The organism is Winogradskya humida (genome assembly GCF_016862215.1).
GTDB lineage: Bacteria > Actinomycetota > Actinomycetes > Mycobacteriales > Micromonosporaceae > Actinoplanes > Actinoplanes humidus.
The window spans coordinates 237,836-251,495 of sequence record NZ_BOMN01000001.1; the positions used below are offsets into that span (position 1 = coordinate 237,836).

Sequence of the window (13,660 nt, forward strand, 5' to 3'; positions counted from 1 at the left end):
CTTCGCCATGAACTCGATCGCTCAGACTCCCCCGCCGCGCAACGAGCCGGTCAAGGACTACGCCCCCGACTCCGCCGAGCGTGCCGCGCTCGTTGCCGAACTGTCCGGATTCCCGAAGGACGTCGAGCTCACCGCCACCATCAACGGCGAGCAGCGGATGGCCGGCGGCGCGTCCTTCGACGTCGTCGCGCCCCATGAGCACGCCCGCGTGCTCGGCGTCTCCGCGCACTCCACCAGCGAGGACGCGCAGGCCGCCGTCGCCGCCGCCAAGGCCGCCGCGCCCGGCTGGTCCGAGCTGTCGTTCGAGGACCGCGCCGCCGTCTTCCTCAAGGCCGCCGACCTGCTCGCCGGCCCGTGGCGCCAGAAGATCAACGCCGCCACCATGCTCGGGCAGAGCAAGACGTCGTACCAGGCCGAGATCGACGCCGCGTGCGAGCTGATCGACTTCTGGCGCTACAACGTGCAGTTCGCGACCGAGATCTACGCCGAGCAGCCCGTCTCCGGCCCCGGCATGTGGAACCGGCTCGACCACCGCCCGCTCGAGGGCTTCGTCTACGCGGTCACGCCGTTCAACTTCACGTCGATCGGCGCGAACCTCCCGACCGCCCCGGCGCTGATGGGCAACACGGTCGTCTGGAAGCCCGCGCCCACCCAGCAGCTGTCGGCGCACTTCACCATGCGTCTGCTCGAAGCGGCCGGGCTGCCCGCCGGCGTCATCAACATGCTGCCCGGTGACGGTCTCGCGGTGTCCGACGTGGTGCTCGCCGACCGCGATCTGGCCGGCATCCACTTCACCGGCTCCACCGCGGTGTTCCAGCACCTGTGGAAGACGGTCGGCGAGAACATCGGCTCGTACCGCGGCTACCCCCGGCTCGTCGGCGAGACCGGCGGCAAGGACTTCATCGTCGCGCACCCGTCGGCCGACCCGGACGTGCTGCGTACCGCGATGATCCGGGGCGCGTTCGAATACCAGGGCCAGAAGTGCTCGGCGGCGTCGCGGGCGTACGTCCCCCGCAGCGTCTGGGCGAAGATCCGCGACGAGATCGTCGCGCTGACCGACGGGCTGGCGTACGGCGACGTCACCGACTTCACCAACTTCGGTGGCGCCGTCATCGACCGCAAGTCGTACGACCGCCTCGCGAAGGTCCTCGACGGCGCGAAGCAGGACAGCACGCTGACCGTGGTCGCCGGGGGCACCGCCGACGACTCGGTGGGCTACTTCGTGCGCCCCACGATCATCGAGGGCACCGACCCGGGCAACGCGGTGTTCACCACCGAGTTCTTCGGCCCGGTCCTCGCCGTCCACGTCTACGACGACGCGGACTACGAGAAGGTCCTGCGCCAGATGGAGTCCGCGGCACCGTACGCCCTGACCGGCGCGATCATCGCCCAGGACCGCACCGCCATCGCCCACGCCCAGCACTTCCTGCGCAACGCCGCCGGCAACTTCTACATCAACGACAAGCCCACCGGCGCCGTCGTCGGCCAGCAGCCCTTCGGTGGCGCCCGCGCCTCCGGCACCAACGACAAGGCCGGCGCGTCGTCGAACCTGCGCCGCTGGACCAGCGCCCGATCGATCAAGGAGACCTTCGTCCCCGCGACCGACCACCGCTACCCGCACATGGCCTGACGGAAGTAAGCGGGCCGGAAGGCGTGAGATAACGCCGTCCGGCCCGCTGTCCGCAATTCTGCGGAAAAATCACCCTTCAGGCGGTACAAAACTAGTGTGGGAAAGACCAGCTACACAGACGAGGCCACCGATGACCTTCGCGAGCTGGTGTCCGACCCTGTACTCATTGGCACTCTACTGAAAATCGGATGCACGGAGCTTCGTGCGGTACCGCAGGATAACGATGAGGATGAGGGCCGAGGCAAACTTGGCCTACTTTGGCGCCGAGGTATCACCCGGGATCAACGTCGAGACCTAGATCCTCTGAGTGAACCTGGCGGAACCCATTCCTGGGATTTCCTTCTGATCTACCGCAACGTGCGCCGCGATCGATTCTTGGTCCTTCGGGTCCTTCCGACGCACGATGTCCTAGGCACGGTCGACCTACGCGGCCTTCTCTCATGACCAAGACAAACGCTACTCAGCGACAGTCACCGGTATCGTCAGACAAAGCTACCGGAATACCTAAACGAAGAGCTACGTCCTCGCTCGACATCATCCCGGCTTCCTCATCATTAGCACCCAGCAAGCTGCGCGTAAGTTCCGTGTCCTGCGATAGCACCATCGATTCAATCTTCATGCTGGCCAGTGGCTGGACCAGAGCCACGAGGCGACCGTGCTTGGTGATCAGCGCAGACTCTCCCGCTGCATTGATCTCGTCAAGGACACGCGAGGTCTGCTGGTTGAGCTCGGCCATCGTGTACGACTTCAGTTGCGCTTGGCCCAACTGGTATTTCTCAAGCACGTTCACACTCACCATCTCCCCCGGCGTATCGGAGAGCACCCGCGGCCCCGGTGCGGGGCCGTGCTCCTTGGACATCGGACGCTACCCCAGGTGCTGTAGTAAAACTCTACTACTTTCGGCGGGAGCCGATCAGTGAGCGGCGAAAACTCTGCACACTCCGAGCTAGTCGCCTCAGCGAGCGCCTCCAGCGTCTTTACCGAGCCCCTGGCCGCTATCCGCGACTCTGTAAAATGGGTGATGACAGCCACTGCCGCGGTTGCCGGAGCCTTGGTAGCAGGCCTTCAACTGACCGCAATCGGCAGAATGGAATACTGCTGGCTGTTTGTCGCCGCCACGGCTTATATTGGCGCGGTATCAGCTCTTGGCATAATCCTCCACAAAGCGGCTGCAGTGCTCCTGATGCCCGCTTTGACGCTGAGTGACCTGTCTGAGCGGTACGTCAGGGCCCAGCAGCGGGTGGTCTCGCCATCCACCGAAATGGATTCCGTTGCTGCGCCCGATCCCAACGCGGCTGATCCACTTCTTGCCGCACTCTCAAAACGCCGAGGGGTACTTCTACCGGGCCCGAGATTGGATGTCCAGAAGCTGTACCACGAGTTCAAGGAGCTGACTGCGTCGCAACAAATTCGGACGCTCTCAGTGCGCAACTCAATTCGCCTTCAGACCATCCAGCAACAGGCTACCCAACTGACCCGGGCAGCAAATCTATACCAAGCCCAGGCCCAGTACCTTCGGCTACGCAAGACGCTTGGCATCGCCGGCAGCGTAGTGACACTAATGGTCTTGGCCTTCGCGGTCTCTGTCGGGCATCAACGGCCGGCAGTGCCAGCCGTGACGACACCTATGCCCGTGTCAGTCGTACTAACGGGCTCAGACGATGCCCTCCGCAACGCGGATGTGCCCCTGGACTGCCCACGCATCATCGCCGGCATGGCCATTGGCGGAACTTTCGCCGATCCCACCGTGGTAACACAGCCCGGGTACCCGAGATGTCCACCTATGGAACTGCACGTCACCAACGATGTGGGCGTAGCGGTACCAATGCCAGGGGCGAGCCGCGCTAACCCCTAGGGGTATTTAACGCCGGCGACTTGTTGCCCGTTGCAGAGTCTAGGGATGATGGCAAAGTAGCCCCGAAGTATCCCTGGCCAAGACTGTGCTGGCCTAGCCGCATCGAACTAAGTCCCGATTTAGAGATTTAAGGAGGACTGCGGCGGCCTTCTGCATGCTCACCAGATCCCGGCTCAGTCCAGCCACGCTGGACAGATCGCTTCCCGGACCCGTCATACAGTCATAGAAAGTCGATCAACAACGAATCCTCCAAACGTGGGCGCACCACTGCCGGGGATTCGACCTCGAACGCCGTAATCGTAACTAACCACCCTGCGGGGGAACCACGTATCCGGATTGGAAGCATCAACGTCAGCACGCAACGCGACGGTGCGAGCGGTGTCTCCCCAGGAACAGAGCACGCTCGATCGAGAAACCTTCGCTCCCGCAACCGACCCGTCTACTCCCACAATTTGGGCCTGGCGCCTGCGCTGGCTCTACCTCATTCTGGCGCTCCGGCTGCGGTAGAGCACGGCGTGGCCGCCGGGGACGTCCGGGTCGGTGAAGTCGTCGGCCGGGTCATAGGTCATGCCGAGGCGGTGCATGACGGCCCGGGACCGTACGTTCCCCACGGCCGTGACGGCGAGGATCTCGTCGAGGCGCAGCACGTCGAAGCCGTAGTCGAGGCAGGCGTGGCCGGCTTCGGTGGCGTACCCGTGTCCCCAGGCCTCGCGGGCGAGCCGCCAGCCGACCTCGACGCCCTTGAACGGCAGCCCGTCGTCGACCACGTCGAGACCCGCGAAGCCTGCGAACTGGCCGGTCTCCGCGACCTCGACCGCCCACCACCCCCAGCCGCGCTCGTCCAGCTCGGACCGGAAGCTGTCGAGCGAGCGTGCGCTCTGCTCGTAGTTCAGGATCTCCGTGAAGTACTCCCGGACGAGCGGATCGGCGTTCATAGCGGCCCACGGCATGATGTCGGCATCGCTCCACTGCCGCAGGATCAGCCGTTCTGTCTCAATGTGACTCGCACCCACCGCGCAAAGGTAGCTGCTCCGCACGGCAGAATGTCTGTCGTGCCGTACGCAGAGATCAGCAGCCCGGACGACGACCGTATCGCCGACTACCGGGCGCTCACCGACGTGGAGCTGCGTACCAGATGGGAACCGCCGAACGGCCTGTTCATCGCCGAGGGTGAGCTGGTCATCAACCGGGCCCTGCGCGGTGGTTACCGGCTGCGCTCGGTCCTGGTCGACGAGAAGCGCGCCGGGCAGCTCACCGGCATCCCCGAGGACGCCCTCGTCTACGGCGGCACCCAGCCGGTGCTGGAGGCGATCACCGGCTTCCACGTGCACCGGGGGGTCCTCGCGTCGTTCCACCGGCAGCCGCCGCGCGACCTGACCGAGGTGCTGGCCGGTGCCCGCAGGCTGGCCGTCCTCGAAGGACTCAACACCCACACCAACCTGGGTGCGCTGTTCCGCAGCGCGGCCGCCCTCGGCATCGACGCCGTCGTGCTGTCGCCCGACTGCGCCGACCCGCTCTACCGACGATCGGTGCGGGTCAGCATGGGTGAGGTCTTCGCCATCCCGTACGCGAAGAGCGAATCCTGGCCCGAAACGCTCGCCGCCGTCCGCGCCGCCGGGTTCACGCTCATGGCCATGACCCCCGGCCCCGGCACCGTCCCCCTGGCGAGCCTCACCGAGCAGCAGCGTGCCCGCCCGGCCCTGCTGCTCGGCGCCGAGGGCCCCGGCCTGACCCGCCAGGCGATGGAGGCCAGCGACGTGCGCGTGGCGATCCCCATGCACCACGGCGTCGACTCGCTCAACGTGGCCACGGCCGCCGCGATCGCGTTCTACGAGCTGTCGCGCGCTTAAGGTCAGAATCGCGCGGCGGGTGCCGATGGGAGGGTTGTGCCCGCCCTGGACGCGCTGACCGGTTGCCGTACCCGGGCCGCGCTCGACTCCCTGCTGCCGGAGGCGTTGCTGCACGCCGCCGGGACCGGCACCGAATGTTCGCTGTTCCTGCTCGACCTGGACTACTTCAAATCCGTCAACGACGCCTACGGCCACGCCCGCGGTGACGAGATCCTGTCCGGCGTCTCGGAACGGATCCGCGCGCTGCTGCGCGAGCAGGACCTGCTTTTCCGGTACGGCGGGGACGAGCTCGTCGTCGTGCTGCCCGGCACCGCCCGCGACGAGGCCGGGGTGATCGCCCGCCGGATCGTCGACGGTGTCGGCGCGACGCCGTTCCCCGGGCAGCCGCCGCTGACGCTGACCATCAGCCTTGGCGTGAGCACGTACCCCGGCGAGGCCACCGACGCGGCCGGGTTGCTGGCCGTCGCCGACCGGCGCAACTATCTCGCCAAGCACCGGGGCCGTGCTCAGGCCGCCACCGACGACGCGGTGGACGCTCCCGGCGGTGCGGGCGAGTCCCGGCTCTTCGAACGTGACGCCGCACTGACCCACGCCGCGACGTTCCTGTCCCGCGTGCTGAACGGCTCGTCAGCCACGTTGCGGGTCACCGGCGTACCCGGCGTCGGTCACACCCGCTTCCTCACCGAGATCGCCAAGCTCGCCCGGCTGCGCGGCATGTCCGTGCTGACCGATGTCTCGGCGTTCTCGGCGGCACCGGGCGGGACGCTGCTGCTGCTCGACCTCGCCGACGGCGCCGCGCTGCAGGACGCCACCGCCCTGGTCAGCAACGCCACCCCGGGTGCACCCGTCGCGCTCGTGCGGGCCACGACCGATCCCGGCGCCGACATCGAGCTCAAACCCTGGTCCACCGCAGCCGTACGCACGTTCCTGCGCACCGCCCTGCGCGGCGAGCCCAGCCCGCAACTCGTCGACTGGCTGGACAGCCGCAGCGGTGGCCTGCCCGCGCTGGTCACCCGGGAACTGAACCGGCTCGTCGAGCAGTCCGCGCTGGAACGCACCACCGGCGACGGCTGGACCCTCACCGGCGCCGTCCAGGCCGGGGCCGAGCGCCGCAGCGATACGACCGGCGACCACAGCGACGGCACCCTGGCCGCGAGCCTGTGCCGCCTGCCGCCGCACGCACCCGACTTCACCGGCCGCGACACCGAACTCGCCGTGCTCGTCGACGCTGCCCGCAGCGCCGGGCAGGGCACCGCGCCGACCGTGGCCTCCATCTCCGGTCCGCCCGGCGTGGGGAAGACCTCGATGGCGGTGCACCTGGCGCATGTGCTGGCCGAGGACTTCCCCGACGGGCAGTGGTATCTGGATCTGCTCGGCACCGACGAGCACCCGGTGCAGGCCGCTGACGCGCTGGGGCGGTTGCTGGCCGCTCTGGGCGTACCCGCGGAAAGAATTCCTCCGTCGGTGACCGAGCGGACCGCGCTTTTCCGGTCTCTGACCCGGGAACGCCGCCAGGTGCTCATCCTCGACAACGTCTCGACGGAGAGCCAGGTGCGCCCGCTGCTCCCGGCCAGCCCCACGTTCCTGGTCTTCGTCACCAGCCGCCGCAGCCTCGCCGGGCTCGAGGGCGCCCGCCGGCTGGCCCTCGACACGTTCACCACGCCGAACGCCGTCGATCTGCTGGCCCGGATCACCGGCCGCGAGCGGGTCGACGCCGAACCGGACGCCGCCGCCGAGGTCGCCCGGCTCTGCGGCAACCTCCCGCTGGCGCTGCGCATCGCCGGCAACCGGCTCGCCAGCCGTCCCACCTGGAGCATCGACCACCTGGCGAAGCAGCTCGGCAACGACCAGCGCCGCCTCGCCGTCCTCAAAGCCGGTGACCTGCAGCTCACCGCGATCTTCTCGATCTCCTACCGGCAGCTCACCGAGCCGGCCCAGGTCGCGTTCCGCCGGCTCGGGCTGATCCCCGGCCCGGACTTCGACCCCGTCCCGGCCGGCCTGCTGCTCGACGAGGACCCGTTCGACGCCGAGGATCTCATCGGTGAGCTCGTCGACGCCGGTCTGGTCGAGGTCGCCCCCGCCCCCGGCCGCTACCGCTTCAACGACCTGCTGCGGCTCTTCGCCCGCGAGGTCCTCACCGTGGCGGAGGGCCCGGAGGCCGTCCGGGGTCATGAGGAGCGCCTGCACACCTGGCTGCTCGCGGTCGCCGCCCAGGCCGCCTTGCACATCAGCCCCGGCGACGAGGACGGTCCCGGACCCGAGGCTCCCCACCCGCTGGAACCCCGCTGGGACTCCCCCGCCACCGCCATCGCCTGGCTGGACGCCGAATGGGGCAACTGGCTGGGAGCGTTGCGCCTCTCCACGCACCACCCCGCCGCGGTGCTGCGGCTCGCCTGGTCCATGCACTGGTACTCCGACGTGCGCTGGTACCAGAGCGAGTGGCGGGAGATCTTCGCCGTGGGCGTCGACGCTGCCCGCACCCTCGGCGATCGCGGCGCGGAATGCGTACTCATCGACTATCTGGCCTGGACGTACTCCGTCCACCAGCGGATCGCCGAGGCCGAGCCGCTGCTGGTCGAGGCCCTGGCCCTGGCCCGGGAGGTCGGCAACCGCACGGAGGAGGGCTGGGCCCTGCTCTACCTCGGCAACTGCGCCCTGCGCACCGACCGACCGGATCAGGCCCGCGATTGGTACGAGCAAGCCGTCGCCCTCTTCACCGACATCGACTTCGTCACCGGCCTGTCCATCGCCCTCAGCCATCTCGGCGAGGCCCACAGCGCCGCGGGGCACCTCGCCGAGGCCCTGGACCTGCAGGAACGGTCAGCCGAGGTGGCCGAACGCGGCGACCATCCCGTCGGTCTCGGCCTGACCGCCTCCCGATCGGGCCGCCTGCTGGCGCTGCTGGACCGTCCCGAGGAGTCCGCCGACAGCTTCGCCCGGGCGCTGACCGCCTTCGACCGGGCCGGAGCCTTCTTCGAGGCCGCGTCGTTGCTGGAAGAGCTGGCCGCCGTGCAGCTGACCCTGGGCCGCACGGACGCGGCGATCGCCTCGCTGGAAACCGCGGCACGCAAGTTCGCGGAGACCCACGACCTGGGCCGGCAGGCCGCCACGCTGCAGACGCTGAGCCGGCTCAGGGGGTAGGCCGGAGGCCGTCCATCAGGAGGTTCAGCAGGCGGCCGGCCCTGTCGGCGTGGTCGGGCGGGCGGGCCACCGTGAAGATGCCGATGAGGCCGGCCGCGATGTCCTCGGCGGAGACGTCCGTGCGGAGGTCGCCCGTGACGCGACCGGCGTCGAGGATCGCGTCGATGGCCGCGAGCAGCTTGGCCTGGGTCCCGAGGTGGGCGATCTCGCCCGTTTCGATCATCGCGAGCAGCGTGTCGAGCATGCCGTTCTTGGTCGCGATCCAGTCGCCGAACAGGTCCATCCAGCGCCGCAGCGCCGCGGGCGGGGGAAGCTCGGCGAGCAGCTCGCGGGCGCCGTCGGTGAGCCGGGCGACCTGGTCGTGGTAGACCGCGTCGACGAGAGACTCGCGGGTCGGGAAGTGCCGGTAGAGCGTGCCGATACCGACGCCGGCCTCGCGGGCGATCGCGCGCATCGACGGCTCGGTGCCTGCGGAGACGAACACCCGGGTGGCGACTTCGAGGAGCTGGTTGCGGTTGCGGGTCGCGTCCGAACGCAGCCCGCGGCTGTTCGGCTCTGCTGCTTCTGCCGGTTCTGCTGGATTTGGCAAAACGGATCACGCTCCGGTTTTTGTGTTACGGTGGTTCCTGGAAACGGAGCATAGTCCATTTCCGCTTCTTCATCAGGTGCCAGAGGAGTCACAGTGAGCAGAGCTGTCCAGTTCGTCGAGTCGTTCGGTGGTCCCGAGTCCCTCCAGCTGCGCGAGGTGCCCGAGCCGCAGGCAGGCCCGGGGCAGATCCGGGTGCGGGTCACCGCGGCGGGGCTGAACCCGATGGACTGGTTCATGACCTCCGACGCGGAGACCGCCGCCCGGTTCGGCCTGACACTGCCGTCCGGGTTCGGGACCGACTACGCCGGAGTGGTGGACCAGGTCGGTGACGGCGTTACGGGGTTCGCGGCCGGCGACCGGGTGTTCGGCGGCGCCCTCTCCCGTACGGTCGCCGACCACGTCGTGATCGACGCGGCAGGAACCATCGCGGTGGGCGGCGACGCGCACCACACCCCCGACGGCGTCGACGACCGCACCGCCGCCACCCTCGCCATCGCGGGCTGCACGGCGGCCGCCGCACTCGCCGTCGTCAACCCCGGCCCGGGCGACACGGTGCTCATTGGCGGCGCGGGAGGCGGAGTCGGCGTGTTCGCCGTCCAGCTCGCCCGTCTCGCGGGCGCACGGGTGATCGGGACCGGATCGGCATCGTCGGCCGAGGCCCTGCGCGCCCTCGGGGCCGAGCCGGTCACCTACGGCGAGGGCCTGGTCGAGCGGGTCCGGGCGCTGGCTCCCGGCGGCGTCACCGCGGCCATGGATCTGCACGCGACGGACACGGCGCAGGTCGCACGGGAGCTCGGCGTGCCCGACGAGCGCATCACCACCATCGCCGCCCAGGTCGCCGGCATCACCCCGGCGAACGGCGCCAACGCCGCACCCGGCGCCATCGAGGAGATCGCCCGCCTCGTCGCGACGGGCCGGCTCCGCGTACCCATCGCCGCAAGCTTCCCCGTCGAGCAGATCCGCGACGCGGTCGAGCTTCAGGCCGCCCGGCACGTGCACGGCAAAGTCGTCATCGACCTCTGACGCAAAGACATACGCATGGACATATCGCTCGAACGGGAGCCGGACACCGATCCGGACCACATCGACCGGGCCGTCTGGGTCACCGCCTTCACGATCGTCATCGGCGCCATGGCGGTTGTCTTCGACGGCACCATCGTCAGCGTCGCCATCCACGACCTGACCACCCAGCTCCATACCTCGCTGAGCACGATCCAATGGGTGAGCACGGGCTACCTGCTCGCGATGTTCGTCACGATCCCCGTCACGGCCTGGGCCCAGGCCGTGCTGGGCGGCAAGCGGCTGTGGCTGACCGCTTTGTCGATCTTCCTGCTCGGATCGGTCCTGTGCGCCCTGTCCTGGGACCCCGCGAGCCTGATCGTCTCCCGTGTGGTCCAGGGCATCGGGGGCGGCATCATGCTGCCCCTGATGACCACACTCATCATGCAGGCCACCGGCGGCCGCAACATCGGCAGAGTGATGGCCACGATCACCCTGCCGACCGCCCTCGGCCCGATCATCGGACCGGTACTCGGCGGGATCATCCTGGCCGTCGCCGACTGGCGCTGGTTGTTCCTCGTCAACGTCCCCCTCTGCCTGATCGGCGCCTGGCTCGCCTGCCGCAACCTGCCCACAGAGAAACCCAGACGTGGTGTACGCCTGGACATCGCCGGTCTCGCCCTCATCTCACCCGGCATCACGGCGGTGATCTACGGCCTCACGACCGACGACCTCGTACCCGTCATCGCCGGACTGACCCTGGTCGGCGCCTTCATCGCCTGGGCCCTGCGCCGCGGCACCCGGGCACTCATCGATCTGCGGCTCTTCCGGCATCGGCCGCTGAGCTCGGGGTCACTCCTGGGCTTCCTCGCCGGCGCGACGCTGTACGGCGCGATGTTCCTGCTCCCGCTCTACTGGCAGGACATCCGTGGTCAGGATGCGCTCGGTGCGGGCCTGCTGCTCATCCCCCAGAGCGTCGGTACGTTGCTGTCGCGCTCACTCGCCGGCAGGTACACGGACAGATTCGGGCCACGATGGGTCGCTCTCACCGGATTCGTGGTCGTCACCGTGGCGACCATCCCGTTCGGCTTCGTCACCGCGGACACCAGCTACGTTCTTCTGCTCGCCGCGCTCCTGGTGCGAGGCGCCGGGATGGGCGTGGCGGTGATCCCCCTGACCGGCGCCTCGTTCATCGGCCTGGCTCACGACGAGGTGCCGCACGCGAGCATCATCAGCAGGGTCGCCCAACAGGTCGGCGGATCCCTGGGAACGGCCGTCATCGCCGTCGTCCTCCAGAACGCGTCGTTTGGCAGCGCGTTCTGGTGGGCGATCGGCTTCACCGCCGTGGCCGCCCCCGTCTGCCTGCTCCTCCCGGGCAGGCCCGCACCGGCACTCCCCGAGGCTTCTCTCGACCTTTGACCTCCCACTCCTCTTTGCGCGGCTCGGCCTTCGCTTTCGGTGACCCGGGCAGCGGCTGCGGCTCAGGCTGCCGCGGCGGCCTGGAGGTCGAAGGGGCGCGGCGGGCCGGAGAGGCCGGCCTTGGCGGCGATGCCGAAGCGGTCGAGGATCTCGACGTCGCCGGCCTCGAGACCGTCGAGGGCGAGCCGGACCAGGTCGGCCGGGTCGTTCATCGCACCTTCGGGCAGGTCGATCCCCGCGTTCCTCGCGAAATCCTTCATCGTCTCGGTGGCCGTCATCCCGGGGACGAGGGCGGTGACGAGGGTGCCCTGGGCGGCGAGCTCGAGTCGGACGCCGTTGGTCAGCCCCCACTGGGCGGACTTGGCGGCGGCGTAGGACGTGTTGCCGTCGACGGTGGCCCACGCGGCGGCGGACAGGACGTTGAGGATGGCGCCGCCCCCGTTGCGGGCGAGGATCGGGGCGAACGCGCGGATCATCGCGAGGGTGCCGTAGTAGTTCGAGTCCATCGTGAGCCGGATCGCGTCGAGGTCGCCGGTCACGAGGTTGCCGCCGAGGGTGAACGCGGCATTGTTGATCAGCAGGCCGACGTCCCCGGCCACCGCGGCGACGGCGTCGACGGAGGCCTGGTCGGTGATGTCGAGCCGCAGCACCTCGGCGCCGGGGATGTCAACGAGCTCGGGGCGGCGGGCGGTGGCGTAGACCTTCGCTGCGCCGCGTTCCAGCAGCTCAATCGCGAAGTGTTGGCCGATGCCACGGTTTGAGCCGGTGACGAGGGCGGTGGCGCCTGGGACGTTCATGGGTCCTCCAAAAAGGTGACCGTTGGGTCATGTTGGCGTCATGACCGTACGCATAAGATGACCCGGCGGTCAACTTGATAGGATGAGATCGTGACGACACCTGTTCGGCCCCAGCGCGTGGATGCGGCCCGCAACCGCGGGCTGCTACTGGCCGCGGCCGAGGCGGAATTCGCCGAGCGAGGGCTGGACGCATCGGTTGCCGACATCGCGCGACGGGCGGGTGTCGCGAAGGGCACCGTGTTCCGGCATTTCGCCACGAAGGAAGAGCTGATGGCCGCGATCGTGGGCGAGCACATCGCCTCGCTCACGGCGGTCGCCAGGGAGGCGCTGGACGCGGCGGATCCCGGAGCGGCACTGTTCGAATTCCTGAGCGTGTCCGCGGACAAACGCCAGCAGAGCGCCCTGACTTTCCTGCAGACGGTCAGCGAGGGCGACTCGAAGGTCATCGAACTGCGTGACGAGCTGGTCGCTACCATCACGGCCCTGGTCGACCGGGCCCGCGCGGCGGGCGCGGTGCGGGACGACGTCACCGGGACGGACGTGTACGCCCTGATGTGCGCGCCGGTCCACGTGATCGAGTTCCTCCCGAACCCCGCCCCGGACCTGTGGCGCCGCTATCTCACCATCATCTTCGACGGCCTACGCCCCCAGGGCGCCAGCCCGCTGCCACTGCCCGCCCCCACCTGGCACTGACGGGCTCAACCACGGCCGCCGCGACCGGCCCGCGCCCGCCTGCAACCACCACGCCCAACCCCGGCCCAGCCACTCAGGCCGAGAATCCGCAAGGCGCCCTGGGCGCGGGGCGTGAGGGCGCGCCGCATAAAGGGCTAGATGCGGCCGGCGAAGGCTCCGAGCGAGAAATGGGGCGCGGCGCGAGGGCGGGGCGCGGCGCGAGGGCGGGGCGCGGCGCGAGGGCGGGGCGCGGCGCGAGGGCGTTGGGCGCGGGTTCGACGTTGTGCCGGGGGCTGGGTGGGCGCAACCTTGTGCGGGGTCGACTGTCGAGTGCGCAGTAATCGTTCAGGCTGCAAGAGAACTATTGCAGTGGCGTGTTGTTGCTTTGTAGACCTAGATCCCGTGGATTCGTTCGCGATCATGACCACACGGTGGCGCCAGCAGTCCCTCAGGATCCCGCTCACGCTGTATGTAAGCGATCATGAAGCCTTTCTGGGAGTGGATGCGCGGATCTGCCGATGACAACAAGACGGCCCACGAAATCGTGGCGCGGTGAGCACGAGGATCACCTCCCGGGCAACATCCGCCACCACTTCACGGCTATCCGAATACTCGCTATCTGCCATTCTAAATTGTGTGATACCCCTCAACCCGACAATGGCACACCCGCCCTTCCGATCATGGGACCCCCTGAGAATAATCAAGGAA

At 68.8% G+C, this 13,660-nt stretch carries 10 protein-coding genes; 6 read left to right on the forward strand and 4 right to left on the reverse strand.

What is annotated here, in order from left to right:
* Positions 1 to 7: 7 nt before the first annotated feature.
* Positions 8 to 1,630 (forward strand): L-glutamate gamma-semialdehyde dehydrogenase, encoded by a 1,623-nt coding sequence (gene pruA, locus Ahu01nite_RS01175; protein ID WP_203834434.1) that lies wholly within the window; start codon positions 8 to 10, stop codon positions 1,628 to 1,630.
* Between the two features lie 460 nt (positions 1,631 to 2,090).
* On the opposite strand, the gene Ahu01nite_RS01180 is transcribed toward pruA, so the two are convergent.
* Both Ahu01nite_RS01180 and Ahu01nite_RS01185 read right to left on the reverse strand, forming a co-directional pair.
* Positions 2,091 to 2,489: a type II toxin-antitoxin system Phd/YefM family antitoxin gene (locus Ahu01nite_RS01180; protein WP_203834435.1), complete on the reverse strand. Its 399-nt coding sequence runs from the start codon at positions 2,487 to 2,489 to the stop codon at positions 2,091 to 2,093.
* 1,472 nt (positions 2,490 to 3,961) lie between these two features.
* Positions 3,962 to 4,498, reverse strand: a complete 537-nt coding sequence (locus tag Ahu01nite_RS01185; protein WP_239158537.1) for a GNAT family N-acetyltransferase — start codon at positions 4,496 to 4,498, stop codon at positions 3,962 to 3,964.
* 39 nt (positions 4,499 to 4,537) lie between these two features.
* On the opposite strand from Ahu01nite_RS01185, the gene Ahu01nite_RS01190 reads away from it, so the two are divergent.
* Complete coding sequence (locus tag Ahu01nite_RS01190) at positions 4,538 to 5,335, forward strand: TrmH family RNA methyltransferase (RefSeq protein WP_203834436.1); 798 nt, start codon at positions 4,538 to 4,540, stop codon at positions 5,333 to 5,335.
* Positions 5,336 to 5,371: 36 nt separating this feature from the next.
* Entirely contained in the window at positions 5,372 to 8,476 is a 3,105-nt protein-coding gene (locus Ahu01nite_RS01195) for a diguanylate cyclase (RefSeq protein WP_203834437.1), read from the forward strand.
* On the opposite strand, the gene Ahu01nite_RS01200 is transcribed toward Ahu01nite_RS01195, so the two are convergent.
* Positions 8,466 to 9,065 (reverse strand): TetR/AcrR family transcriptional regulator, encoded by a 600-nt coding sequence (locus Ahu01nite_RS01200; RefSeq protein ID WP_239158538.1) that lies wholly within the window; start codon positions 9,063 to 9,065, stop codon positions 8,466 to 8,468. The two genes, Ahu01nite_RS01195 and Ahu01nite_RS01200, sit on opposite strands and share 11 nt — an antisense overlap.
* A 93-nt stretch (positions 9,066 to 9,158) precedes the next feature.
* Between Ahu01nite_RS01200 and Ahu01nite_RS01205 the strand changes: the two genes are divergently transcribed.
* Both Ahu01nite_RS01205 and Ahu01nite_RS01210 read left to right on the forward strand, forming a co-directional pair.
* Positions 9,159 to 10,088 (forward strand): NADP-dependent oxidoreductase, encoded by a 930-nt coding sequence (locus Ahu01nite_RS01205; protein WP_203834438.1) that lies wholly within the window; start codon positions 9,159 to 9,161, stop codon positions 10,086 to 10,088.
* A gap of 15 nt (positions 10,089 to 10,103) precedes the next feature.
* Positions 10,104 to 11,483, forward strand: coding sequence for an MDR family MFS transporter (locus Ahu01nite_RS01210; protein ID WP_203834439.1), 1,380 nt, complete (start codon positions 10,104 to 10,106; stop codon positions 11,481 to 11,483).
* A 62-nt stretch (positions 11,484 to 11,545) separates the two neighbouring features.
* Here Ahu01nite_RS01210 and Ahu01nite_RS01215 read toward each other — a convergent pair whose 3' ends face one another.
* On the reverse strand, positions 11,546 to 12,280 hold the full coding sequence (locus Ahu01nite_RS01215; RefSeq protein ID WP_203834440.1) for an SDR family NAD(P)-dependent oxidoreductase: 735 nt from the start codon (positions 12,278 to 12,280) through the stop codon (positions 11,546 to 11,548).
* 90 nt (positions 12,281 to 12,370) lie between these two features.
* Here Ahu01nite_RS01215 and Ahu01nite_RS01220 point away from each other — a divergent pair, with 90 nt between their 5' ends.
* The gene (locus tag Ahu01nite_RS01220) at positions 12,371 to 12,973 is read left to right on the forward strand and encodes a TetR/AcrR family transcriptional regulator (protein ID WP_203834441.1); all 603 of its coding nucleotides are present in this window, start codon (positions 12,371 to 12,373) and stop codon (positions 12,971 to 12,973) included.
* Positions 12,974 to 13,660: the final 687 nt, after the last annotated feature.

Bases quoted from the DNA above. Each gene is read 5' to 3' on its own strand.
- pruA (WP_203834434.1), top strand. From the start codon at position 8: ATGAACTCGATCGCTCAGACTCCCCCGCCGCGCAACGAGCCGGTCAAG.
- Ahu01nite_RS01180 (WP_203834435.1), bottom strand. From the start codon at position 2,489: ATGTCCAAGGAGCACGGCCCCGCACCGGGGCCGCGGGTGCTCTCCGAT.
- Ahu01nite_RS01210 (WP_203834439.1), top strand. From the start codon at position 10,104: ATGGACATATCGCTCGAACGGGAGCCGGACACCGATCCGGACCACATC.
- Ahu01nite_RS01215 (WP_203834440.1), bottom strand. From the start codon at position 12,280: ATGAACGTCCCAGGCGCCACCGCCCTCGTCACCGGCTCAAACCGTGGC.